The sequence below is a fragment of the Maridesulfovibrio pacificus (SeqCode) genome, from assembly GCF_048612815.1.
In the GTDB taxonomy this organism is placed as follows: Bacteria; Desulfobacterota; Desulfovibrionia; order Desulfovibrionales; family Desulfovibrionaceae; genus Maridesulfovibrio; species Maridesulfovibrio pacificus.
Window position 1 is genome coordinate 1,618,938 of sequence record NZ_JBLZNE010000001.1, and the last position, 24,609, is coordinate 1,643,546.

At 47.2% G+C, this 24,609-nt stretch carries 24 protein-coding genes; 5 read left to right on the forward strand and 19 right to left on the reverse strand.

Annotated features, from left to right (window positions below):
• Nucleotides 1-75: 75 nt before the first annotated feature.
• The 9 genes from ilvN to ACNI23_RS07605 all read right to left on the reverse strand — a co-directional run bounded on the left by ilvN (nucleotide 76) and on the right by ACNI23_RS07605 (nucleotide 5,765).
• A complete protein-coding gene (gene ilvN, locus ACNI23_RS07565) occupies nucleotides 76-558 on the reverse strand; it encodes an acetolactate synthase small subunit (protein ID WP_420247641.1) in 483 nt (160 codons plus the stop codon).
• A gap of 9 nt (nucleotides 559-567) precedes the next feature.
• Nucleotides 568-2,262 carry a biosynthetic-type acetolactate synthase large subunit gene (ilvB, locus tag ACNI23_RS07570; RefSeq protein WP_420247643.1) on the reverse strand — a complete coding sequence of 565 codons (1,695 nt, stop codon included), beginning with the start codon at nucleotides 2,260-2,262 and terminating at the stop codon, nucleotides 568-570.
• 12 nt (nucleotides 2,263-2,274) lie between these two features.
• Complete coding sequence (locus tag ACNI23_RS07575; RefSeq protein ID WP_420247644.1) at nucleotides 2,275-2,493, reverse strand: DUF465 domain-containing protein; 219 nt, start codon at nucleotides 2,491-2,493, stop codon at nucleotides 2,275-2,277.
• Nucleotides 2,494-2,523: 30 nt separating this feature from the next.
• On the reverse strand, nucleotides 2,524-2,844 hold the full coding sequence (locus ACNI23_RS07580) for a DUF167 domain-containing protein (protein WP_420247646.1): 321 nt from the start codon (nucleotides 2,842-2,844) through the stop codon (nucleotides 2,524-2,526).
• Nucleotides 2,841-3,344 carry a DivIVA domain-containing protein gene (locus ACNI23_RS07585; RefSeq protein ID WP_420247648.1) on the reverse strand — a complete coding sequence of 168 codons (504 nt, stop codon included), beginning with the start codon at nucleotides 3,342-3,344 and terminating at the stop codon, nucleotides 2,841-2,843. Before ACNI23_RS07585 ends, ACNI23_RS07580 begins: the two co-directional genes overlap by 4 nt.
• A gap of 15 nt (nucleotides 3,345-3,359) precedes the next feature.
• Nucleotides 3,360-3,650, reverse strand: a complete 291-nt coding sequence (locus tag ACNI23_RS07590) for a YggT family protein (RefSeq protein ID WP_420247650.1) — start codon at nucleotides 3,648-3,650, stop codon at nucleotides 3,360-3,362.
• 191 nt (nucleotides 3,651-3,841) lie between these two features.
• Nucleotides 3,842-4,552 carry an HAD family hydrolase gene (locus ACNI23_RS07595; RefSeq protein ID WP_420247651.1) on the reverse strand — a complete coding sequence of 237 codons (711 nt, stop codon included), beginning with the start codon at nucleotides 4,550-4,552 and terminating at the stop codon, nucleotides 3,842-3,844.
• Between the two features lie 11 nt (nucleotides 4,553-4,563).
• Nucleotides 4,564-5,358 (reverse strand): hypothetical protein, encoded by a 795-nt coding sequence (locus ACNI23_RS07600; RefSeq protein ID WP_420247653.1) that lies wholly within the window; start codon nucleotides 5,356-5,358, stop codon nucleotides 4,564-4,566.
• Nucleotides 5,359-5,396: 38 nt separating this feature from the next.
• On the reverse strand, nucleotides 5,397-5,765 hold the full coding sequence (locus ACNI23_RS07605) for a hypothetical protein (RefSeq protein ID WP_420247655.1): 369 nt from the start codon (nucleotides 5,763-5,765) through the stop codon (nucleotides 5,397-5,399).
• Between the two features lie 197 nt (nucleotides 5,766-5,962).
• Here ACNI23_RS07605 and ACNI23_RS07610 point away from each other — a divergent pair, with 197 nt between their 5' ends.
• Nucleotides 5,963-6,148: a twin-arginine translocase TatA/TatE family subunit gene (locus ACNI23_RS07610; RefSeq protein WP_015852278.1), complete on the forward strand. Its 186-nt coding sequence runs from the start codon at nucleotides 5,963-5,965 to the stop codon at nucleotides 6,146-6,148.
• A gap of 72 nt (nucleotides 6,149-6,220) precedes the next feature.
• Here the strand turns inward: ACNI23_RS07610 and ACNI23_RS07615 are convergent, their stop codons facing one another.
• The 7 genes from ACNI23_RS07615 to ACNI23_RS07645 are packed head-to-tail and all read right to left on the reverse strand — an operon-like array spanning nucleotide 6,221 to nucleotide 12,468.
• A complete protein-coding gene (locus ACNI23_RS07615) occupies nucleotides 6,221-6,796 on the reverse strand; it encodes a CDP-alcohol phosphatidyltransferase family protein (protein ID WP_420247657.1) in 576 nt (191 codons plus the stop codon).
• Nucleotides 6,797-6,808: 12 nt separating this feature from the next.
• Nucleotides 6,809-7,765, reverse strand: a complete 957-nt coding sequence (locus tag ACNI23_RS07620) for a hypothetical protein (RefSeq protein ID WP_420247659.1) — start codon at nucleotides 7,763-7,765, stop codon at nucleotides 6,809-6,811.
• Nucleotides 7,766-7,783: 18 nt separating this feature from the next.
• The gene (locus ACNI23_RS07625; protein ID WP_420247660.1) at nucleotides 7,784-8,833 is read right to left on the reverse strand and encodes a TP0624 family protein; all 1,050 of its coding nucleotides are present in this window, start codon (nucleotides 8,831-8,833) and stop codon (nucleotides 7,784-7,786) included.
• 55 nt (nucleotides 8,834-8,888) lie between these two features.
• On the reverse strand, nucleotides 8,889-9,809 hold the full coding sequence (miaA, locus tag ACNI23_RS07630; protein WP_420247661.1) for a tRNA (adenosine(37)-N6)-dimethylallyltransferase MiaA: 921 nt from the start codon (nucleotides 9,807-9,809) through the stop codon (nucleotides 8,889-8,891).
• Entirely contained in the window at nucleotides 9,810-10,310 is a 501-nt protein-coding gene (gene coaD, locus ACNI23_RS07635) for a pantetheine-phosphate adenylyltransferase (protein WP_420247663.1), read from the reverse strand.
• Nucleotides 10,298-10,858, reverse strand: coding sequence for a 16S rRNA (guanine(966)-N(2))-methyltransferase RsmD (gene rsmD, locus ACNI23_RS07640; RefSeq protein ID WP_420247664.1), 561 nt, complete (start codon nucleotides 10,856-10,858; stop codon nucleotides 10,298-10,300). The genes coaD and rsmD overlap by 13 nt, the downstream gene beginning before the upstream one ends.
• Nucleotides 10,859-10,860: 2 nt before the next feature.
• Nucleotides 10,861-12,468 carry an MBL fold metallo-hydrolase RNA specificity domain-containing protein gene (locus ACNI23_RS07645; RefSeq protein ID WP_420247667.1) on the reverse strand — a complete coding sequence of 536 codons (1,608 nt, stop codon included), beginning with the start codon at nucleotides 12,466-12,468 and terminating at the stop codon, nucleotides 10,861-10,863.
• A 122-nt stretch (nucleotides 12,469-12,590) separates the two neighbouring features.
• Between ACNI23_RS07645 and ACNI23_RS07650 the strand changes: the two genes are divergently transcribed.
• From ACNI23_RS07650 to wtpA, 3 genes are all read left to right on the forward strand, one after another.
• Nucleotides 12,591-13,478, forward strand: coding sequence for a DMT family transporter (locus ACNI23_RS07650; RefSeq protein ID WP_420247669.1), 888 nt, complete (start codon nucleotides 12,591-12,593; stop codon nucleotides 13,476-13,478).
• A gap of 470 nt (nucleotides 13,479-13,948) precedes the next feature.
• Nucleotides 13,949-14,164: a hypothetical protein gene (locus ACNI23_RS07655; RefSeq protein ID WP_420247671.1), complete on the forward strand. Its 216-nt coding sequence runs from the start codon at nucleotides 13,949-13,951 to the stop codon at nucleotides 14,162-14,164.
• Nucleotides 14,165-14,489: 325 nt separating this feature from the next.
• Nucleotides 14,490-15,467: a tungstate ABC transporter substrate-binding protein WtpA gene (wtpA, locus tag ACNI23_RS07660; RefSeq protein ID WP_420247673.1), complete on the forward strand. Its 978-nt coding sequence runs from the start codon at nucleotides 14,490-14,492 to the stop codon at nucleotides 15,465-15,467.
• A gap of 134 nt (nucleotides 15,468-15,601) precedes the next feature.
• On the opposite strand, the gene ACNI23_RS07665 is transcribed toward wtpA, so the two are convergent.
• Nucleotides 15,602-17,986: a tetratricopeptide repeat protein gene (locus tag ACNI23_RS07665; RefSeq protein WP_420247674.1), complete on the reverse strand. Its 2,385-nt coding sequence runs from the start codon at nucleotides 17,984-17,986 to the stop codon at nucleotides 15,602-15,604.
• A gap of 36 nt (nucleotides 17,987-18,022) precedes the next feature.
• Nucleotides 18,023-19,531, reverse strand: coding sequence for a VPLPA-CTERM-specific exosortase XrtD (gene xrtD, locus ACNI23_RS07670; RefSeq protein WP_420247676.1), 1,509 nt, complete (start codon nucleotides 19,529-19,531; stop codon nucleotides 18,023-18,025).
• A gap of 421 nt (nucleotides 19,532-19,952) precedes the next feature.
• Between xrtD and ACNI23_RS07675 the strand changes: the two genes are divergently transcribed.
• Nucleotides 19,953-22,223 (forward strand): GGDEF domain-containing protein, encoded by a 2,271-nt coding sequence (locus tag ACNI23_RS07675; RefSeq protein WP_420247678.1) that lies wholly within the window; start codon nucleotides 19,953-19,955, stop codon nucleotides 22,221-22,223.
• A 29-nt stretch (nucleotides 22,224-22,252) separates the two neighbouring features.
• Here ACNI23_RS07675 and recD2 read toward each other — a convergent pair whose 3' ends face one another.
• Nucleotides 22,253-24,445 (reverse strand): SF1B family DNA helicase RecD2, encoded by a 2,193-nt coding sequence (gene recD2, locus ACNI23_RS07680; protein WP_420247679.1) that lies wholly within the window; start codon nucleotides 24,443-24,445, stop codon nucleotides 22,253-22,255.
• Between the last annotated feature and the right edge of the window lie 164 nt (nucleotides 24,446-24,609).

Below are 24,609 nucleotides of genomic sequence, written 5' to 3' on the forward strand. Positions count from 1 at the left end.
AGTTTCCCGGCGGCTCGCCTTGAAAAAAGCCAGACGGAGGGCACTCCTGTGCCGAAATGTTGATGAAATTTTTACCTAAACTTGCAGGGCGCGCTTCATAGCGACGGTACCTGTGCGGGCGACTTCCTTGATACCGAATCTGGTCAATAGGCTGATCAATGCTTCGATCTTGCCGTGGTCACCGGTGACTTCAATAGAGAGTTCATCCGGGCTCACATCAACAACTTTGCAACGGAAGATATCCACAATACGCAGAATCTCAGCTCGCTTGTTGTCTTCGGCATTTACCTTAAGAATGACCATTTCACGCTCAACAGCCTTGTGTTCAACCATGTCCACAACTTTAATAACCGTAACCAGCTTGCGAAGCTGTTTAACGATCTGCTCAACGATATGTTCATCGCCGATGGTTGTGATAGTCATGTGGGAAACTCCCTCCTCAAGGGTGGGAGCAACGTTGAGGGATTCAATGTTGAATCCTCGCCCGCTGAACAGTCCTGCAACTCTGGAAAGAACCCCGGGCTCGTTTTCAACTGTCACGGATAAAGTATGTCTCATTACTTCCTCCTAAACGAGCAGCATGTCGGTTAATGAAGCGCCGGCCGGGACCATGGGGTACACGTTCTCTTCCGGATCTACACGGACATCGATGATGGTCGGCTTTCCGTTAGAGAAAGCTTCCTTGAGCACCGGCTCGAGGTCTTTTTCTTCAGTAACCCTGTACCCGGCAGCTCCGTACGCTTCGGCAAGTTTAACGAAGTCCGGCTGGGCATCCATGCAGGTTTCACAGTAGTTGCGATTGTAAAAAAGCTCCTGCCACTGGCGGACCATTCCGAGATATCCGTTATTTAAAATAACAATTTTTACGGGAAGGTTGTTGCAGACAGCAGTCATCATTTCCTGAATATTCATCTGAATAGAACCGTCACCGGCAATATTCACCACAAGTTTGTCCGGGAAGGCCATCTGGGCACCGATAGCTGCGGGAAAACCGAAGCCCATGGTACCGAGACCACCTGATGAGAGGAAAGATTTGGAGCGTTTAAACTTATAGAACTGGGCAGCCCACATCTGGTTCTGGCCTACTTCAGTAGCAACAATGGCTTCGCCGTTACTGATTTCGTAGACTTTCTCCACAACTAGTTGGGGCTTGATGTATTCGGTGTCGCCCTTTTTATATCGCAGGGGATGAGTTTCTGACCATTCCTGAACCTGCCTGACCCATACAGCGTGGGCAACTTCCCAGTCCACGGAATCAAGGTTCGGTTCCATTTCACTCTTTAATGCAGACAGTGCGCTTTTGCAGTCAGCGACCAGAGGCACATGTACGGCTACGTTCTTCTGAATTGAGGTGGGGTCAATATCGATGTGAACAAGAGTGGCTTTGGGGGCAAAAGTGCTAACCTTACCGGTAACACGGTCATCGAACCTCGCCCCGATTGCCAGGACGAGGTCCGCGTTATTTATTGCCATGTTTGCGGCATAGGTGCCGTGCATTCCCAGCATCCCCAGCCAAAGGGGATCATCTCCGGGAAAGGCGCCCAGCCCCATAAGGGTAGCGGTCACCGGAATGTTCAGGCTCCGGGCGAGCCATGTCAATTCATCCTCAGCTCCAGAGCTGATAACCCCTCCGCCTGCATAAATCAAGGGTCTTTCTGCACCTTCGATCAATTTAGCGACTTTTTTAATCTGCCGCGCATGCGGTTTCAGATTGGGGTTGTAGCTCCGCAGCGACACATCTTCAGGCCATTCGAACTCGAATTTCTGTTGCATAATGTCTTTGGGAAGGTCAACAAGAACCGGGCCGGGACGTCCTGTGCGGGCCAGATAAAAGGCCTGTCGAACAGTGTAGGCAAGGTCTTTAATGTCCTTAACCAGATAGTTATGCTTCGTGCAGGGTCGGGTGATTCCTACGATATCCACTTCCTGAAACGCATCGTTTCCGATCAGCGGTGTAGGAACCTGTCCGGTGAAAATTACCACCGGAATTGAATCCATATACGCCGTTGCTATGCCGGTAACAGTGTTGGTTGCTCCGGGACCTGATGTCACGAGGCAGACCCCTACATCGCCGGTGGCGCGTGCATAGCCGTCCGCAGCATGAATTGCACCCTGTTCGTGCCTTACAAGTATGTGCTTAAACGGATAATTGGGCAATTCGTCGTATATATCAATTACGGCTCCTCCTGGGAATCCGAATACGACGTCCACACCCTCCTTTTTCAGACATTCAAGAAATATCTGAGCTCCGGTGAGCTCCATGGCTACCCTCCCTTATTTATGCTTGTCGAGCAAAGCTTGCAGCTTTGTCTTTCCAGCGAGTTTTTTCTTTTTGAGTTCTTTGACCTCCTGAGTTTCAGTGTCACTCAGGAAGGACTTAGCTTCCATTTTATCAATGAGTTTCTTGAATTCATTGTGCTGATTCCATAGAGCGTTAATTTCGCTATTCTGGCCCACTAGCTGCTCGATCAGATCAATTTCTCTCTGTTCCATTTGAAACTCCTTTTTGCAATGGTTTGCAACTCAGGCGCCGGCAGGGATTATCCCTCCCCAGCGCGGTTCAACATCGGACTCCACCAGTAAAACCTTTTTACGGTTGGAATGCCCTGATGCAATGGAAATATTTCGCTTTTTGAGACCCAGACGGGTCGCGACAAATGCGGCAAGAGCCTTGTTGGCTTTGTTATCAACAGCGGGCGCATTTATCCGCACACGCACACTGTCCTGATACTCCCCGGTAACACCTTCGTTCTTGGCTCCGGGTTGCACCCATACAGAGACCCTCCACGAACCTTGTCCGCAGGGCCTTATGTAAGATGGGAGTTCAGCTATAACTTCGCTCACTTGGCCTTCTTGAAGAATTTAAGTTTGGATTCGATGGCTTCGACTTTATCAACTTCGGGATCACCTATCTCCAAAGTTTTGAGATGGGATTCAAGGAGAGCTTTCAACTCGACCTCAAACCGGATTCTCTGCCGTTTCAGCTCGTTGATATCCTCATGAATCTGAGCAAGCCTGTTATGGGCCTGCTGCAAAATCACCTCCGCCCTTGAATGGGCTTCATTGATGATAACCTCGGCCTCTCTCCTTGCGGTAGCCTTAAGGTCGTCCACCATCTTCTGGGTGGTCATCAAGGTATCGCGCAGTGTTTCTTCACGCTGGCGAAACTCAGTGATAGTGCTCTCACGACGGGAAACCATCTTCTGGAGCTGCTTTTTCTCATCGGCAGAAGTCCCCAGAACCTCCGCGAGTTCAACCATGAGCTGGTCAACTTCACTCTTGGAGTATCCGAATAGTGACTTCGAGAATTTTTTATTAAGTAAGTCTATTTTTGAAAGACTCATGCCCACCTCCGGCATTTACATACCATAAGCGAGTCTGGTGAGATTACCCACCAGAGCAATGTCGATCATCTGGATAACCAGAAGGACAACAATGGGTGAAAGATCAAATCCACCAATATTTACAAAAGGAAGATACTGACGAACCTTGGCAAAAACAGGTTCAGTCACACTACGTAAAAATCTGACAATGGGATTGTAGGGATCAGGATTGACCCAAGTAATCAGGGCGGAAATGATAACCACCCACATATAGAGATTAAGTACGAGCGAAAGGACCTTCGCCACGGCAAGAATCACGTAATCCATTTAACATACTCCTAACGGGCTGGATCAGAAGCGGCTGCTTCCGATCTTGACTATAAATTGGCACAGCAGGATTCAAGAATCAACTGTTTTTCCAAATTTAACTAAATTCTATTAAATATAAGAACATGAATCACAAAGAAGACACAGGTAAATCAACCCCTGAAGGTGCTACCCTGCTCTTTTATATTAATTTAAATAAACTTTTGCTGATCGCAACCGCAACTGGACCAGACATCGTTCCGGGCCTTTTCCAGCAGGTTGCAAAGAGTCCAATAACTGTCCACATGCAAACGGGCGCTAAGAGTCGGGCTGCGGTAAGCCCAGAACTCAACTCCGGCACGCTCGGCACAACTCTCATCCACCCATGTATCACCGATATAGACAACCTCTTCAGGCTTCATTTTCCATTTATCAAGAATGTAATGAACGCCCTCAGGATGAGGCTTGGTATTAGGCAGGGTCTGCGAAGTAACCATGGGGGCAAAGAAGCCCTCAATATCAAACATCTGCAAAACCAGCGGGAGAGTATCAGTACGGTTGGTATTGATGCCCATACGAATATTATTTGTCCTCAGCCACTCAAGTAGACGGATCAGTCCATCTTCCACTTCAATATAATTAATCCCTTCTTTAAGAGAGGGATCTAAGCTGAAAGCAAAGGCTTCTTCATGAAATTCTTCAGGCAGGATATGCTTCAGGGCAGCGGCATGAGTTAATGCGTGGACAGCCTTTTCTTCTTCGGCATCCATAGGGTCAAGTCCAAACTTTTCCTTGAACTTGTTGTAGTACCACTTATTGGATTCAAAGGAATTGATCAAGACCCCGTCGCAGTCAAAAATCACACCTTTGATTTCTTTAACCACGTCAGGAGGTGTTACGGCACTGAGATATATTGATTCCATAGGATTTCTCCCTAAACTTCTTTCACTTTAAGAACTACGGTAAATTCCCGGTCAAGCCATGGCTTGTCTTCGGGCAATCCGGAAAGGCTCAGTAACTTCCACACCTTTTCGCGGAGCACCAAAGCTTTCTCCTCCAACAATCCTTCCTTTTCATAAAATTCAATATCGCGGTCCTTCCAAAGGGAGACTGCATCAACATCACTTGTAATCAAAACAGAATTCTCAGGCAGAAGCAATGCAAAGCCTTCCAGTACCTTCTGCCATGGCAGCTGAACATCTCCGCCGCCCAGTCCGGGCAGGTTGGCCATAAGCCCGCCAAGGGCCATAGCCTTGCGGTCATCTTCGCTATCCACATCCAGACCGAGACTTTCGCCAAATCCGGCCCATTTCTCGTTCAGGTTTTGCTCAAGGGATCCAAGTTCTATATTTTTTTCTTCGTAGGCGTAACAAAGAGCCAGAACCACCTGGTTCTGAATGCGTGCTTCTTCATCGCTTTTGTCAACAACATTAGGCGAAATACGTGCAGCCAGCTCATTCTGGATGGCGCTGGTTCTTTCACCGAACTGATCTTTGTCATTGGACTGGGGGTTGGCGATAAACTTGAACATAGCGCCGAGGCTTTCACCGTAGCTGATAAAATCATCAACCATACGGCGGCAGGTCTGAGGTTCTACAGGCAGATTTTCCGGCCGATAGACAGGCACATCCCCGGTTTCATCACGATCAATGCCCGGATCAAAAATCAAAGCACCCTCAACCTTTTCCTCCACCAACTCTTCATGCATTTGCGGAAAATATATCAGCACGGCAGAACTCCTTTTTAGACCCAATTATTCTCTGAAATTTATTCTTTACGCGGTTTGAAACGGCTGCACACGCCTTCACATTCTGGCTGCTCAAAAAGACAAACCTCTTCATGCAGCGCAGCACAGAAGGGAAAACCCTCTTCATCACGCGGAACCATCTTGCGACACACCACTGTGGATTTCAAGTGTTCTTCTATTCTTTGTTCCCAAAGATCACGGAAAGCCTGTTCATCCAAATGGAAATTATCGGCCTGCAGAAGAAGTTTGTCATACTCCCCTTCCAGATCCTTAAGAACCCGGCACCGCCATTCGCGATTATATCCGGGATTAAGCGTTTCTTCGTAGAGACATCTTCCATTCTGATAAAACCGGCACATACGGCCCGGCATTTTAGTTACCTTAGCCAAAAAACATCCCCCCCGGGACAACACGGCCAGCGGCCTTAAACTGTTAAACATTCAAAGGTTGAAGTATGTACGCATCGTTGCTTTGTAAAGATCAAAAATATAAATTTTTCCGTGTCATTCCAAGATAAGAAGACATTCTTGACCAAAGAGCGAGGCACGTGTAAAAGTTCACTACCGTCTAGCATTGGAGGATAAAAATGTTCGGTTTAGGAATAACAGAGATTCTTTTAATTTTGGGTATTATCATCCTGATTTTCGGAGCTAAAAAACTTCCCGAAGTGGGTAGCGGTCTTGGCCGTGCAATTCAGAATTTTAAAAAGGCAAGCAGCGAATCTGAAGAAATTGACGTAACTCCGTCAAAAGACAAGAACAAAGACGCTTAGTCTTTGCTGCCAGCTTGATTTATTTTGCAGGCCCAGTCTGCAACACCCCGGTTTGTTCTGCAAGCCGGGGTTTTATTTTGCCCCGTTTTCAAGAGCCTCAGCAAACATTCCCAGTCCGCGCCGAAGATATATTGCCCCGGAAACAAAAGTAAAAAAAGCAGTGACAATATCTATTTCCGGATGCAGGAATCCCACATCCAACCCGAACGCAAGTCCGGTCAGGACAGAAAAGACAACCAAGAGCTGTAGTGCGGTAGTAATCTTGCTGGACCAAAGGGGCTTAATTTTCTTTTCCACTTCCACACCATAAAATTTCAGCAAAAAAAGCCCCCCTACTATGATCAGATCGCGTGAGACAGCAAGGACGGTCAGCCAGACGGGAATGAATTCTTGTGCGGAAAGACAGATGAAGGACGTTACAAGCAGAATTTTATCAGCAAGGGGATCAATCATGGCCCCGAATTCGGTGCGCTGTTTCATGACCCGAGCCAGAAAACCGTCCAGCCCATCCGAAATCCCGGCAACCATAAACAGCAGCCAAGCAGCAAGAAAATTGCCGTCAAGGTAAGTAATAACAAAACCCGGAGTCAGCAATATCCTGAAAATGGTGATCAGATTGGGTATGGTCCAGATTTTCCGGCTCTGCACGATCCGTCCTTCTTATTTTGCCTCCTCAAGTCCCTCCAGACTGAAAGTCAGCCCGCGGGGAGGCAGGTAGTCATTTAAATATCCTCGCAGCACCCACTGGTCGGAAACTTCAAGGGACCAGCTCGCAGAAACTGCGGTGGGCTGCATTTCAACATCAAGCAACTTCACTTCCTGTACTGCGGAATCCCAAGACTTAAGCTTACGTCCGAATTCACGCACGCCTTCGGGGTTAAACCAGCCGTTGACGACCAGAACAGCCTTAGGATTCATGAGTGCTTCGATATTTTCAGAACCAAAATATTTGCCCCATAGTTCACGCCAGACACGTTCCATACTACTCCCTGAAGCATACCATGTCCCGTGGGATGACTTTAGATCTCCAGTCCAACGATTTTTGGAAGCATGACGCACGGAAAGAACTACAGCAGTTTCGTTACTATCGGCAGCTGTAACATTGCTCAGTCCGTAAAGAGCAATCAACTCATTGATTTTGCCATTCTGTTCCAGCTGCTGAGCCTCGTTAAGGGCATATTTTCCGTTGGAAACATCGATCTTGACAGGAACTGCGGAAACTGAAAAGAGTCCCATTTTTTTCATCGCAGTACGCAAAGCCTTACGGTTCACGCTAACATCAATGGCAACAGAAACTCCGTCTTCAGCCATTTTGACGTTCATGTCCTTATAGCCCTTGATGTACTCTTCATAATAACTGCCGAAAGCCTTCTTAACCGCCTCTGTTCTTTCTGCGGACAAAGTGCCGGGAAGCATGCGTGAAGCCTCAGCAAATAGAGCTTGAGCGAAAGCTTCAGTGACTGCTTCCTGACGCATAGTTCGCTGTGAAACTTCCTTTTCAGGATCAACGGGCTTAAAAATCTGAACTTTAACTGCATGGGCAGGCAGAGCGGAAAAAAGCAGCACCGCAACGCAGGCTGTCAAAACAAACGGCTTTATCTTATCTGAAAAATTCAACTTATCGCTCCGGTAAATTTATCGCTGTTGATTATGATCGACAGAATTTGCATCAAGAGACTCTTCCTGAATCTCACTATCATCATTCACCGCATTAGTATCCTGCGGCTGTTCTTCATCTACAGAATCCACAGATTCATCATTGTCTGCAGCCCCGGCGGCCTTATCCACGAGGATAACCACCGAACAATTCTCGCTCACAATCTTACGTTTAAGCACAGCTCTAACCTTAACAGCATCATCAAGAGAAAGAATAAAATTGCTGCGGGAAGTTCCGTGGGTGTTGACTGCCTTGACCTTCAATGGAAAGTTTCCAACCCGTGAACGCAGATTTTCAGACTTATCATCAGTCATATAAGTCACAAGTCCACGCTTAAGAACAGACTCCCTGCTGACCGCAAAAGGACCGTACACTCCAACTCCCCGACCATCATAGATAAGAGGGAGGAGTACTGGTTTATAATTAAGCCCACGGGCATCAATCAAAACACCGCTATAGATTGAACTGTCAATGTAACCGTTTTCCCCGTTTTCCAAAGCCTGAAATTCAGCCCCGGCCTCACCGCGTTCACCGGATATGGTCGGCGGAATACCGGTCTGGAAGGAAAGTGTAGGTGGAATGATGATGGACGAAAGTCCGTTACGCAGGTTGAGGGAAGAGGTAACAACCACGGCTCCGCTTTCATCAACAGCAGTATTTAATAATGAATTCTGCACATAACCGCGCAGGGAATTCAATGACTTAATGTCATCCTCAATGAGAGCAGAAACATTGCGGCGGCTGTCCAATGGCAAAGAAAGGATCATATCCAACAGTTTCTTGCGGGACTCAACGCCACCCTGCCGCACGGCAAGGGCCTTGCTGCGCGCAGGATCAATGCTACCCGGCAACAGCTTGATGGTAGAAGAAGCGGAAAGAAATCCGTTTCCCCAATTAATAAGGGTTCCGTCGGACTTCTCAATCAATCCGCCATAACCGTTGCCGTTCTCTGCAGCTTGTCCCTGAGCGGACACGGAAGAGACTGCAAATATCAGGATAAGTAAAACGAAAAATATATATTTTTCCATATGCATTCCAAATTAGCTTAATTATCTGTTCTGGGATTACTTACCCTTCCCGGACTCAATCCGCAAGCCACTGCTCTACAAATGTAACAGCCTTGTCATACTCATGGGGTGCGAACCAGTGAATATCCTTCTCGCGCTTGAACCAGGTCAGCTGACGCTTGGCATAGGCGCGGGTATTCCTGGCCCATAGCCGGATGGTCTCATCCATGTCGATTTCGCCCTTGATGTAACGCATCAGTTCAATACAACCGATCCCGGTCCAACCGGGCGCATTCTCATCAGGACAATTTTCCCAAGCCTTACGCGCTTCTTCAACTGCCCCGGCCTCAAGCATCTTTTCAATGCGCAGCTTAAGCAGCGGAGTCAGCTCATCAAGATCAACCTTAATGCCGATCTTCAAAAAATTATACGGGGAAGGCGGGACCTCGCGATTGTGCCACCAGCTAAAGGGCTTGCCCGTAGCCTCATAAACCTCAAGAGCGCGGGCATTACGCTGACGGTTGTTGGGATGGGTACGCTTGCAGTATTCCGGGTCCACCTTCTCCAGCTCGGCATACAGCGCCGGACCGCCCTCTTCTTCCGACCGCTTGCGGATACGCTCCCGAATCTCATCCGGGATGTCGGGGATAGGCGCAAGACCGGAGATCAAACTTTGCAGGTACATACCTGTTCCGCCGACCAGTACCGGAAGTTCACCAACTTCGGCAGCATTAATACGCCCCTTGGCAAGGTCAACAAAACCGGATGCATTAATGGTCTCAGTGGTCGGCAGAAATCCGTAAAGTTCATGCGGACAGACAGCCCTCTCTTCCGGGCTGGGCTGGGCGGTGATTACCGGAAAATCAGTATAAACCTGCCGGGAATCAAAATTGATTACCCGCACCGGAAATTTCCGGGCCATTCCGAGAGAAGTGGCTGTCTTCCCGGCCCCTGTGGGACCGAGAATGCATACAACTGGTCTGCGCTTTTCCATCATCTATTTTCCGGGAACAAGCCTTTCAATTACTTCATCGTATATCTGACGCGGCACAAGACCTTTGATATCCCCGCCGTTCACAGCCACATCCTTGATGATTGTAGAGCTGAGGTACATCCACTTGTAATCGGTCATCAAGAAGACGGTCTGGATATCGTTATCCAGACGGCGGTTCATGAGTGCCATCTGAAACTCGTACTCGAAGTCGGAAACCGCACGCAATCCGCGCATGATAACATTGGCCGGGCTTTGCTCCACATAATGAACCAGCAAACCGTCAAAAGATTCGACCTCCACCTGCGGGTGGTGCTCGAAAATGCGTTTTGCCATGTCCACCCGCTCCTCAAGAGAAAACTTTGTATTCTTGGAGGTGCTGCCCGCTACGGCGACAATAACTTTATGAAATGTCTTGATTCCACGCATGACCAATGAAAAATGACCACGGGTGAAAGGATCAAAAGTTCCGGGAAATACTGCTGTTACTGGCTTTACTTCTGCCATAATAAAATCCTTGTTTGACCGTAGAGTTTGTTTACCAGCAAATCAAGGCGCTCCACATGTTCCGATTCAGGTGGCTCGACTTTATCCTCGACTTCCGCCAGCACAAACCCGTCCTCGGAAAGCCAGCCGCTTTCAAGGGCCGCATCAAGGGCCTTGGGCAGCAGGTCATACCCGTAAGGAGGGTCGATAAAAATAAGATCGTAAGGTTTATCCGGGGCTTTTCCGAGCACTTTAAACAGATCGGTCTTAAAGACCTTGTACTCCTTGGGCGAAACTCCCAAATCCTTAAGATTGGTACTAATCAAGTTCGCGGCACGTCCGTTTTTCTCCACAAAAAGAGCGAACTCCGCACCGCGGCTCAAAGCCTCAATGGCAAGGCTGCCGCTCCCGGCGAACATATCCGCAACACGCAGACCGTCCCACTCCACGCCCCTTGATTCGAGCATGGAAAAAATCGCCTGCCGAACCTTGGAGGTTGCCGGACGATATCCGGGTCCGCTGGCGGTTTTTATTACCCGCCCGCCGTATTTGCCGCTTATAAGTCTCATATCTACAATTCCGAAATAAGTTCCACAACCTGCCGGTTGATTTCAAGCAGCCTGTCCCGCAGCTCGGTCTGGCTGAGGAAGGGCTGGGCCTGAACTTTATCAAGCCTGTTTCTGAATTCAGTAAAAAGCTTCTCAGAATCCTTGAGCAGAAAATCCCAGTCGATTTCCGGCTTGGCAGGCTTATCCTTGACCACTGGTTGCATTTCGCCGCCGGGAACAAGCATGAGTTCTTCCCGGTAATCAGCAATATGCACCTTGTAACCAAGCTCCTGCTTGATCAGCCCTGCCAACACTTTTTGGCCTTTCGGCTCGCCGTGGGTCAATATGACTTTCATGGCCGGACTGTCAAAGTTTTTCAGCCAGTCAATCATTTCATCCTGACCGGCATGACCGGAAAAACCGTTAATAGTGAAGATTTTCGCCTCCACAGCCAGTTTTTCGCCGAAAATGGTGATGTTGTCAGCGCCGTTTACAAGCTTACGGCCCGGAGTACCCACACCCTGATACCCTACAAATACCACACTGGAGTCTTTTCGCCAGATATTATGGCGCAGGTGATGTTTGATACGCCCTGCGTTGGCCATACCACTGGCAGAAATAACAATGGCCGGACCATCTGTATTGTTAATGGCCTGCGATTCTTCCGTGGTCAGGGTAAATTTGAGGTTGGGCAAAGAAAGAGGATCATCGCCGTTATGCATCAACTCTTTAGTATTGAGATCAAAAAATTCCGGGTGGTTTCTAAAAATTTCGGTGGCTCTGATAGCAAGAGGACTGTCCAGATACACAGGCATGTCAGCCGGAAGCTTGCCGGCTTTATAAAGCAGGTGCAAAGTGTAGATCAGCTGCTGGGAACGCTCCACAGCAAAAGCCGGGATAACAACCTTGCCGCCGCGCTCGTAACTCCATTTAATTGCCTCAGCCAATTCATCGAGGCTATTGGAAGAATCCTTGTGGTTGCGATCACCGTAAGTTGATTCCATGAGCAGGTAATCAGCCTTATCAATGATGCTGGGATTGCGAACAATGAGCTGGTCCTTGTGTCCAAGGTCACCGGAAAAAACAACTTTGGTAGTCTCTCCGCCCTCTTTGATCCATAACTCAATAAATGCGGAACCTAAAATATGCCCTGCATCCTTGAAGTTTACAGTCACATCTTCAGCAGGATCGAAACTGGCTCCATACTGAACTGTACGCATTAGCGGGACAGTCTTCAGCGCATCATCCTGCTGATAGATGGGAGAGATAGGAGACATGCCCTTGCGCAATCTTTTACGGTTGGTCCACTCCGTTTCCATTTCCTGAATGTAGGCACTGTCCAGCAACATGATATCAAGCAGATCGCGGGTCGGAGTGGTCATGTAAATGGGACCTTTGAACCCGGCTCTTACCGCAGCTGGAAGCAGTCCGGTATGGTCGATATGGGCATGGGTGATCAGGATAAAATCGAGATTCTTAGGGTCGTATTCCGCAATACCCCGGTTACGTTTTTCGATCTCGGCGTTACCCTGATGAAGACCGCAGTCTACAGCAAATCTGGTATTTTCTGTCTCAATTATATAGCAGGAACCGGTAACTGTTTTCGCGGCACCCATAAAAGTAATCTTCATTATTCCTCCCTAATCTAAACTTGAATCTATTACGACTATGCTTGGTTTTCTTTTTTTGATAATTCGAATGCACTGTTACATGCACCATTAATCAGATTCAGGCAACAGCGGAGCAATTAGAAATGCAGCAGCACGATCAGAAAAAAGCGTACCTCTATGGGCTTTCAGCCGTTCTCATATGGTCCACGGTGGCCTCGGCATTCAAAATAGCCCTGGGCTACATGGACCCGCTGCAACTGCTTTTCTATGCGGTTATATTCTCCACCTTTTCCCTCTTCCTGATTTTGAAGATACAGAATAAAACCGCGCTGATAAAGCGCATGAGTAAAAAAGAATTACTTAAAAACGGCCTGCCCGGACTACTTAACCCATTCCTATATTATATAGTACTGTTCAAGGCCTACGACCTGCTTCCCGCACAGGAAGCCCAGCCGCTCAACTACACATGGGCTATCACCCTTTCGCTGCTTTCCATTCCTCTGCTGGGCCAGAAGATGACCATGCGGGAACTGCTGGCAATCCTGACCAGCTACATGGGCGTTGTAATCATCTCCACCCACGGCAACCTGCTTAACATCCAGTTCAGCAATGGTTTCGGGGTATTTCTGGCTTTGTTCAGCACCATACTCTGGTCGCTCTACTGGATCATGAATACAAAAAGTAAATCCGACCCTCTGGTGGGGCTGTTTTTAAACTTCTGCTTCGGCCTGCCGCTGGTAGCCGGGGCAATGCTGATCTTTTCCGGCCCGCCACCATTCAACGTTCCGGCGATTCTTTCTGCTGCATATGTAGGCTTTTTTGAGATGGGGATAACCTTCGCACTCTGGCTGAACGCCATGAAGCTGACTGAAAAGGCATCGCGGGTAAGCAACCTGATTTTCCTGTCACCATTTCTTTCACTGATCTTGATTCACTTTATTCTTGGTGAGGAAATCCTGCCTTCAACGCTGGTAGGTCTTCTGTTTATTGTGGGTGGGAATTTGATTCAGCAGTTGGGCAAGAAGAATTAAGCTACAAAAATACAAAAGGACCGGGCTGGAGGTGTCCCGGTCCTTTTTGTACTTAAAGGAGTGATGATGAGGAATGAAGACTATATGTATATTCGGGCACTTGTTGAAGAAAGTGCAGGGGAACAACTTCTTCGCCCGTCTTGAATTTCTATTTAGCATCTAGCGTGCCAAAAACACTATCCCTTTATTTACAGGCACTTAAGAAATTACATACTTTTCCCCTCCCAACGTGCACACTCTTTTGCACATCTTTTTTGCACATATGTGCAATGCACAACTTCAAAAACTGCACATCCATTCAGTCATCTACTCAATGTTAAGTTGAAGAAATGACGACAGAACGGTTAAAACCGCGCAACCCACTGTACATAACAGTTTTTTCGTATTATGTTATTACTAGTGGTAAACAAAGAAACATTGAATCGAAACTCAATATACCGAGACACCACTTAGAAGATAAGGAGGAAATTATGCATACACGCCTATCAGATGTGTACCTGAACCATGAAATCAATGAAAAAATTGAAGAAGCCTGCCAGAATCTGGGAATCAGCAAAAGCATGTTTTTAAATGTGCTGCTGCAGGAACTGTTCAGTAAGGCCGGCCCCGAAGACCTTTTCTATAACCGAGTGAAGCTTTGCAACGACAAAGACCTCACACCCAAAACCGAACAGATTCCTCAATAACAAAAAACACTGAGAATTACGGCCGCCAAAACAAACCACAAAGAACAGCGGCAACACAGACAAAAGCGGCGCAAAAATCAGGAAATTACTGGCAAGACGACCTGCATTTTTGCGCCCATGTTTCTTCATAAATCCCACCACAGGGAATTTACCACGCAGCATATTAATGCTGCTTTTTTTTGTTCCTCTCTATTTATATTTCAAACTCAAGACATTTTTATTATGCTCTCCATAACATATGTAACATTTGACAATAATTTCCCTTCAAAATATACGGTTATTCCAATTTCCCTATAATTTTAATTATCTTAAACTGGAGAAAAAAATGCGCTCAACATCATTAGGAGTGATTCTGCTTATGCTTTCACTGGTATCCGCTATTCCGGGATTTGCAGCCGAAAAGCTCAGCGGCGATGTAATCATGTTCCACGCCGGCAGCCTTTCCGTTCCGCTTGCTAAAATGGAAAAGGAATTCGAAGCCATGCATCCCGGCGTTGACATCAAACGTGAAGCCGGTGGTTCCACTAAAATGGCACGTATGATCTCTGAAGAGGGCAAACCTGCTGATATCATGGCTTCTGCAGACTACGTGGTCATCGACAAAAACCTGATCCCCAAGTTCGCAGACTTCAACATCCGCTTTGCAACCAACCAGCTTGTGCTTTGCTACACCGCCCAGTCCAAGTACGCATCTGAAATCAATGCCGACAACTGGTATGAAATCATCCAGAAACCCGGCGTTGTATGGGGCCACTCAGACCCCAACCTTGATCCATGCGGATACCGCAGCGTAATGGTTATGCAGCTGGCCGAAAAATTTTATGGCAAAGAAGGCCTCTTTGATAAGCTCATCAAGCAACGTAAAAAAGAATGGGTCCGCCCCAAAGCAGTTGAACTGATATCACTACTCAAAAGCGGAAACATGGACTACGCGTGGGAATACCTCTCCGTGGCAGTACAGCACGGCCTGAAATACATTACCCTTGATAAGCACATCAACCTTTCCGACTACAAATACAACAACTTCTACAAGCAGGCGAAAGTAACTGTAAGCGGCAAGAAACCCGGAAGCACCATCGACCGTGTCGGTAAATCCATCACTTACGGTATCACTCAGCTTAAGGATGCTCCCAACAAAACGGCAGCCACTGCTTTCATGGCTTACATGCTCTCCCCCGAAGGCGGCCTGAAAATCCTGAAAGAAATGGGACAGCCTCCTTTTGTCCCAGCCATTATTCCTGATGAAACTATGCTTAAGAACATGCCCGTTGAACTGCAGAAACTTGTTAAAGTAAATAAATAATCCGACCAAACAGGAAAGCCGGGATTACCCCGGCTTTCCTCAATTTCCGCCCATGCGGTAATTATAAATGGTCAGATCCTGAAAAAAGAGGATGCATATTTAGCATCCTCCATATTTTTTAATATATGTGCAAACTAAAGCCGCCTAAGCAAATTAACCGCATCTTTCCGCTCTGGAAAGTCGTCTTTGCTTTTCAGCAGGTTATTCAAGATTTTCTTCGCCTCATCATTTTTCCCTTCACGCGAATATACCAAGGCCTTATGAAACCGGGCTGCTGAAAAATCCGGCAGCAATTGCAAAGCTGAGTTAAATACGTGCAGGGCCTGCTTGTATTCGCCCTTCAGGTAAAGCACGTAGCCGAGGGTATCCAGAGCTTCCGGGCGTTTACTGCTGGCCGCCACCCGGGCGAGCCTAAGGGCCTGCTCCATGTCTTCTTCATTGTCAGAGAATCTTGTTGCCAGCAGGTAAGCCAGATTATTTGCCGCCAGCTGAAACCCGGGATGCTGTTCAAGAAGTTTGGAATACACTTCTCGGGATTTTTCATATTCCCCATTCTGCTCATAAAGAAGACCAAGCAGAAATTGGGGTCCGGGGTTTTCACCGTTCGTTTTTATCTCTTCCTTAAACTTGTCTATACCTTGTTTAAGCTTTTTATTACCGACATAAAGATCACCGATACGCATATATGGGAGCATCCATTCAGGCGCAAGAGTTATAGCTCTGGAGTAATTGGTTTCTGCGTCTTGAAAATTGCCCCATGCTGCGTGCACCTTACCGAGAAGCTCATAGATACGGGCATTGTCCGGGAATTTCTGAAGCAATCTTTCACAAAAATTAGTTGCAGCTGTATACTTGTGTTGAAGAATGAAAATATCCACTTTACCCTGAATAGCGGCAAGGGAATCGGGTGCGACCTTCAGTGCCGCAGTATAATGCATCTCGGCCAGCGAATTCTTACCCAAAGAGCGGGCTAATTCAGCCAGCTTCATCTCTCCTACCGGAGAATCGGGAAACTTCTCACTCAATTCATTATAGGTGCGGCTGGCAAGATGTTTATCACCTTTAATGTAATAAACATCACCTATTGCAGCCAGTATCTCTATATCATCCGGCCTTTTTTCTCTAAGGCTCTCCAACTCTAAAATAGCCTGATGCCAATCCTTGCGATCAAGATAAGTATTAATCAACGCTTCCCTGGCAGGGGCATAGCCCGGCTCAAGCTTGATTGCTTCCTCAAGATTTTCAATGGCAAAATCTGTCTTTCCATTAACCAAATGTGCCTGGGCCAATAAGACATAAGCAGGCGCACTTTCCGGGTTATGCCTGACTACCTTCCGGAATTCCGAAACAGCGAGATTGCCACGCCCCTCAAGAAGATAAATCTGCCCACGCAGATAATGTGCTTCTACATCCTTTGGATTCAATTCGATTACACTATCAAGCTGCTCAATTGCTTTGCTGGATTCATTCATGTCCAAATACATTGTTGCAAGCTTCTTGCGGTATACAACTTGATCGGGACTTTCAGTCCCTTCGGGGTCCAAAGCCACGCCGTCCAACATAACTTTAACCGCCTCTTCATGCCGCCCCTGCGACATATAAAGATCGGCCAGAAAACTCCTGACCGCCAATGAAGACGCTTCAACGGACAGACCGTCCTTAAGAACCTTTTCAGTTTCAACAAATTTTTTCTGGGAACTAAGAACCTTTGAATACAGCACCCTGTATTCTGCTTCTTTCGGGTAATCATGAACAACTTCAGACATCAGCTCCGCAGCCTTGGCATCGTTGCCCATGGAGGAATAAAACTCAGCGGCAAAAACCTTTGTACGTGGATCAGTGGCGCTGCTCTGCAAAAGTTTTTCCACATACTTCAATGCATTATCCGAATCATTATTCTTACGATAGAATGCAACAACCTCCATCAGCAGGGGGGTGTTCTGAGGAAGGCGATTCAGTCCTTTAAGCAAAGCACCTTCAGCCTTTTCCATATTGCCTTGTCTGATAAAGACACTGCTCATGGAAAGATATACATCTGGATTTTCGGGATCTTCGTTTAAAGCAATTTCTAACATTTCCTGCGCTTCACCGAACTTCTTGCTCTCAACAAGAACAGATGCCAGCACCAAACGTGCCTCAATATTTGAAGCATCTAAATTTAAAGCCTTGCGGGCCATCTCCCCGGCATCATAATATTCACGGTCAAGCAGATACAGCTTACTGAGTTCCACCTTTGCTTCAATCAATGCGGGATCAAGATCTGCTGCATATTTAAAATCGACTAAGGCCCTCTGCAAATTACCCTTCTCCAAGGCAATCTTTCCGGATAATAACCGGCACGGAGCACATTCAGAATCAATGGATAGAGCGTTCTTTATTTCAAGCCCAGCCTCAGTGATCATTCCTTTATTGTAATATTCCACTGCCTTCTGATAAAAGTCATCCCGTCTCTTTTCACATCCTCCAAGGAGGCAGACTGTGACAATTATCAAAAGTAGAGCAAACAAACTCTTTCGCATTGATTTCCCCGTATTTTTAAATTCACCCCCAAAAGACTATTCAGGAATGTAAGGTTTGAGTCTCGTTGAAAAGTTCTTAATAAAATCCTCAAGAATCTGCTGTCCCTGCTCCACGCTTTCATCTTCCTGCAGCAGCAACTCAACCCTGATAAGAGCGCCGTCTGTACGTTTTTGAGTAATGGAATCAACGGCCAAATAAACTCTATTCACATATTCATCTGTTATAACTCTTCCTCGCTGCTGGAACCAGTATAAAGCCAACAACTGTTGTCCCGGTTTATCAAGCAGCAATCTGCGAACCTTAAAAGGACGCCCGCGTTGTGGATCGGCTGGCAGATCTCGGGATGAAGCAAGGCTCCATCCTCCCCCGCCAAACAGGCAGTTTACCGGATTTTGGGCCACTCTCTGTGGTTCCTGATGATCATAGTATGTAACCACGGCCAAAATTTCGCGGCCTGTTCGCTTGTCCTTGAATATCCCGGAGAGATAATCATCAGAACCAAGTGACCCAATGACTTTATCCTCATCGAAGTTTTTTTCTCCAGTATAGTCGCCTATTTCCATTGGAAAGTTATCAAAACCGGTACGCTGCGGAACGACTCTTCCTGTAAACAAATATATATTTCCGGCAAAATAAATCCCAAGGACTACAGCCATTAAAAATACATGTAAGGCCCTGCCGGTCGGTACTCCATAATACCCGGGCCGGGAACCGGCCCTCTGCTCAGGCCTCCGACTCCCCAAAAGATTCAACAGCAGACTCCATGTTGCGAGCGCAATTATTGAAAGCACATAAACCACAACACCGGAAGCATCATGAAAAAAGCTCTCAGCAGTTTCCACCGAAACATTTCGGGCCAGATAACCGACAATGGCTATACGCAAGGCATTAGCAAAAATGGCTGTAGGAACTGTGGACAGAACGACCAGAATACGCTGCCATGTGCGGGAATTAAACCAATAGGCCATCAAAATGCCTAAGAGAATGGTAGGGAAAACATAACGCAGTCCACTACAGGCATCCACCACATGCAATTGAATCACACCCAGATCAATAACGTTCCCCTCCCGGAAGACGGGGAGATCGACAAACTGCATTATGCGCACTGAGATGTCCGAAGAGATAAGACGTAGCTTGAAAGTAAGGATGCGATTAATGAAAGGCGGCGGCGGAACAGCAAACGCAAGCACAAGCAACGGAAAAAAGAAAGCCTTCATGGAGCGCCAACCGTAAACAAAAAATACCACGGACAACACGGTCAGCCACATGGATGCAAACACCAAAGCGTCAACAGCAGCAGCCTTTCCCAAAAAGAACAGCACACCACTGAGCAGCAGAGTCAGATAACCGGACCCCGGCGATGGAGTTATCACTTTCGGAAGTAAGTCTTTACGCTGCCACGCCACATAAAGGGCCAGCGGAACAACCAGCCAGCAATAGGAATAGTCATCGGTGTTCCACCGCCGTAAAAGAGGTGGAAAGGAATCCCAGTACAGCATGACCCATGCTGCAATAACAGAAATGAATGAAAAAAGGGCTGCCACGTATTACACTCCCGAATCATGAACTCCCGCAAGGTTTGCAGGAATAACCAGTTTTATCATTCAGTAACAGAAAAAAGCATGATCAGAAACATCAAACATCCTGAAATAAAAAACTTAGTTAAAAAAGAGCTTCTTGATCATAGTCGCTGTTCAGATTCGTGCATTGCAGCTTCCAATTTTTGCTTGAACTCTTCAGCCAGAACAGCAGCAACATCCACTCTTCCGTCACGCTCCCGTAACAACAGTTTTACGGTTTCAGCCCCCTCCCCATATGGCGTAAATATGCCGAAACAATTCTTAAACACATTGTAACAGCACAGTAACAACCGACTCTGGATTGAGAGTATTTTTCTCACACCGTATAAAATTGGGATTTCACTCAACTGACAAGCTGAACACTGACAATATTCCGGGGAAACATATGTTACAATTACTAAAGAAAAAGGCTGCTGAATTTACCGAAAGCCACAAAGAAGAAATCAATATTCTTGAAGGCCCCGGCATAGGAAGCCTCATACAAAACGTAGGCTGGCTAAATATATTATACTTTGCGATTCAAGACTTTCCGACCCTCGCCGCCATGTATGGTCCGGAATGGGCGGAACACTTGGAAAAACGAATCCGCGCAGTAATTACAAAAGAAGGCAAAAAGAACCTTAACCATTCTGATTTCCACCTATTTTCCTTTAACGCGGGAGAATTCTTCTTACTGGACCCTACCGATAATATGAAAAATTCATCCCTGCAAAAACTAGCTTACAAATTCAAAGTAAAAACTGAAAACAAACTAAAAAGTGAACAGATTGTCCGCACCGGCAACAATGTAACCATCAATAGCGGACACTCATCATTTAAAGCAGAGCACTCCAACGATAAGCTTTGGTCAAACTTCCTTTCAGCAATAGGTGAAGCACGGCTTGAGGCACAAAAAGGTCTGGACATTTCCAACCTTGAATTAAGCAATGAATTCAATGACATTTTGCATGATTCAAACATCCGCTGCCACTACCAGCCTATAGTGAACTTGGAAGACAAATCAATCCACGGCTGGGAAGCTTTAGCTCGGGGGCCGCACAACTCCCCTTTTCGCTCGCCTTTAACCTTGTTTGATATGGCGGAAAAACTTGGCAAGCTTTTCCACTTGGAAAAACAATGCCGGGAAGCGGCCATCAAAGCTTTCGGAAATCACGGCCCCCAGCACAAACTTTTTCTTAACATCCACCCCAGAACAATAGTCGATCCCAACTTCACCACCGGGGAGACCAAAAGATTACTGGACAAATGGGGCCTTAAGCCGGGTAATATTGTCTTTGAAATCACCGAACGCCACAGTGTGAAGGATTTCAAAACCTTCCGCAAAACATTGGATCACTACCGCAACCAAGGCTATCTGGTCGCCATAGATGATGCCGGAACCGGATACTCCGGATTGACATCCATTGCCGAAATCAAGCCTGACTACATCAAAATGGATAAATCCTTTGTCGAGAACATTGAAATCAATCAGGTCAATCGGGCTTTGATCGACACATTTACCGACTTTTCAGAAAAAATCGGCGGAAAGCTAATTGTCGAAGGCATTGAAACCCAAGAGCAGGCGCTTACCCTGATTGATATGGGGGTACATCTTGGGCAGGGATACTTTTTTGCCAGACCGCAGCGCGAAAAACCGCAACTCAGCGAAGAATCTCTAACCCTGCGACGGACCTCCGACCTGATCCCCAACACAGGAATTTACGGAATCCCGGTAAAAAAACTGGTCAACAAGGTTGAATCGGTCGAATCCGACACCCCGGTGCCAATGGTGCAGCAAATTTTTAAGGAGGCTAATGCCCTAAGCAGTATCGTAGTGGTCAAAAACAACACACCTTGCGGTCTGGTTATGGAATACAGTCTGAACAAACATCTTTCCGGCAAGTACGGTGTAGCCCTTTATTCCAATAAGCCCATTTCATCAGTAATGGATGACGGCCCACTCATTGTAGACCTCGAAACCACGGTTGAGAAAGTATCCCAACAGGCTATGGCCCGCCCTAGAAAACAGGCTTATGATGATGTCATAGTTACTTTGCAAGGCCAGCTTTTAGGTACTGTATCCGTGCAACGGTTGCTGGACACTCTCGCCCATGTGCAGGTTGAGATGGCTAAAGGCACCAACCCGCTCAGCGGGTTGCCCGGTAATCTTGATATTGAAAAAGAGATAGACCGCCGCATGAAGGCTAACGAGAAATACAGCATCATTTACGCCGACCTCGACAACTTCAAGGTGTACAATGACACATACGGATTCAAAAACGGTGACAAAATAATTCTTCAGATCAGCAAGATCATCGCATGGGCCAGTAAAAAACATGGCGCAAACGGTGACTTTGTCGGTCATATCGGAGGAGATGACTTTGTCATGGTTACCAAGCCTGCAAAAGCCGAACGTATCTGCAGATCGATAACCCGCATTTTCAAAAGGCTGGTCAAAAACAACTACAATGAAAATGATGCCACGAACGGCTGGATGGAAGGCAAAGGTCGCGATGGGTCCATATCAAAATTTCCACTGGTTTCCGTCTCATTAGCAATCCTCGACTGCGAACCGGATCAGCATCTCATGGAAATCGGAGAACAAGCCGCGTCCCTGAAAAAATGGGCCAAGTCAATCGAAGGAAACTGCTGGGTCCGCGAAAGACGCAGGAGATAATATTTTGATACCGCCGGAGGCATTCCAGCCTACAATAAATTCTCGTCGAAAATTTGTTTAATGCGATGCCGCAGATTGGTAAATCTTTTGCCTGCGGTCACGTTATTCAAGCCGATTGTAAAGGCCCGTTTGCTGCCGATAAGCACTGCCAGCTTGCGGGCTCTTGTCAGTCCGGTATAAAGCAGGTTGCGCTGCAAAAGCATGTAATGCTGCGAAACAATCGGCATAACCACGGCAGGATATTCGCTGCCCTGTGATTTATGTACGCTGACCGCATAAGCGAGCGTCAATTCATCCAGTTCGGAAAGCTCGTAATGCACGATATTACCGTCGAACTCGGCTGTGAGTTCATTATCCTCGGTATTGATGTACATGACCCGACCAAGGTCGCCGTTGAAGACTTCCTTTTCGTAGTTGTTGCGCAGCTGCAATACACGGTCACCAACGCGGTATTCAACAAAACCGCGCTTCAACCCTTTCCCGTTGCCGGGATTAAGCCTTTCCTGAAGCACCGCGTTCAACTTCTGGGTACCGACATCACCTTTATGCATGGGAGTCAGCACCTGCACATCAGTCATGGGATCAAGCCCGTACCGCTCGGGGATACGCTCGCAGACGGTCTGGACAATCATATCCTGAACTTTCTGGGTAGACTCCTGCGGAATCCAGTAGAAGTCTGCTTCAGGTGCATCTGCCGGATGCGGCATGGGGAATTCCCCGTCATTGATGCGGTGAGCATTGACTACAATATAGCTTTCCTGTGCCTGACGAAAAATATGGTTCAGCACAGCGCTCTGGACCTGCCCGCTTTGCAACAAATCAGACAGAACGTTACCCGGTCCAACTGACGGAAGCTGGTTAACATCACCCACAAAAATTACGCGACAGGTCAACGGCACAGCGCGAAGCACCGCAAGACAGAGCTGAGCATCAAGCATGGAAGCCTCATCAACAACCAGCACATCCGCTTTAAGCTTCTGGTCTTCATTGTAATAAAAACCGCCGTCCTCTGGAGTGAACTGCAACATGCGGTGAATGGTGGAGGCCTGACGTCCGGTAGCCTCGGAAAGCCTTTTAGCCGCACGTCCGGTAGGAGCGGCAAGCTTAATCTTCAGCCCCACTTCCTTGAGGGTCATGACCACGGCTCTGGTGATGGTAGTCTTACCTGTTCCCGGACCACCGGTAATAATGAAAAATTTATTAACGCAGGCTTCAAAAACTGCCTCACGCTGTTCATCCGAGAGTTCAAAACCAAGCTCGGACTCAACTTCGGGCAAAGCCTTCTCGACCTTCTCTCTGCTCACCGGGGAAGGATGGCTGATCAGACCATGCAGCCGATTACAAATTTCTCGTTCAAAACGGTAAAAATGCATCAAGAAAACCGCTTCATCAATATCCTGTTCCGGAAGGTTTTCCACCCGCACACGCTTACGTTCTTCAAGTGAATGAATACCTTCGCTGATCAATTCCAGATCAATGCCACCCAGCATCTTGGCTACGTCTTCAACGAGTTTGACCTTGGGCGAGAACATATGTCCGCCCCGCTCGCTCACAGAAAACAAAGAGTAAATAATGGCAGCTTCAATACGCTGAGCAGAATCAGGTGCAAACCCAAGCTTGAGGGCCATAGCATCCGCGGTTTTAAAGCCGATACCGCGAATTTCATAGGCCAGTTCGTAAGGGTTTTCGCTTATCTTATTAACAGCCTGAGCGCCGTAAAGATTGAAAATTTTAGCCGCATATGTGGGCGGCACTTCGTGGGTGTGCAAAAAGAGAATCAGATTCTTAATTTCACGCTGGGATGACCAAGATTCCTTGATCGCTTCCAATTTTTTCTTGGAGATACCTTTGATCTTGAGCAGCTTTTCCGGTTCATCATCCAGAATATCCAGCACATCAATGCCGAATGTCTTGACCATATCCGTTGCGATTGCTTCACCGATGCCTTTGATGGAAGACGATTTCAAAAAACGGATAACCCCGGCTTCAGTTGCCGGACGGACCCGCTCATAAAAATCGGCCTCGAACTGTCGACCGAATTTGGGATGCTGTTTCCAGCGACCGTGCAATTCCACGGATTCGCCGGGCGTGAGTGACCCCAGAACTCCCACAACTGTAATATGCGAAGGCTCGTCCTTGGACGCGACACGGGCTACGATATAGCCGTTCTCTTCATTATGATAAACAACTGCCCGGACTTCACCAGTAAGCGTATCTGACATTATTTGTCCTATGATATGCCTCCGGCGGCCTCGCGGGGGCGTAATTTAGACGCGCTATGCGCTTTTATTGAAAATATTTTGCCTCCGGCGGCTTAAACCATTTTCCAAAAAGGTTCAAGAATCCCAAAACGTTTTAGTTTTTTAATTGAGGCTGTTCATAAATT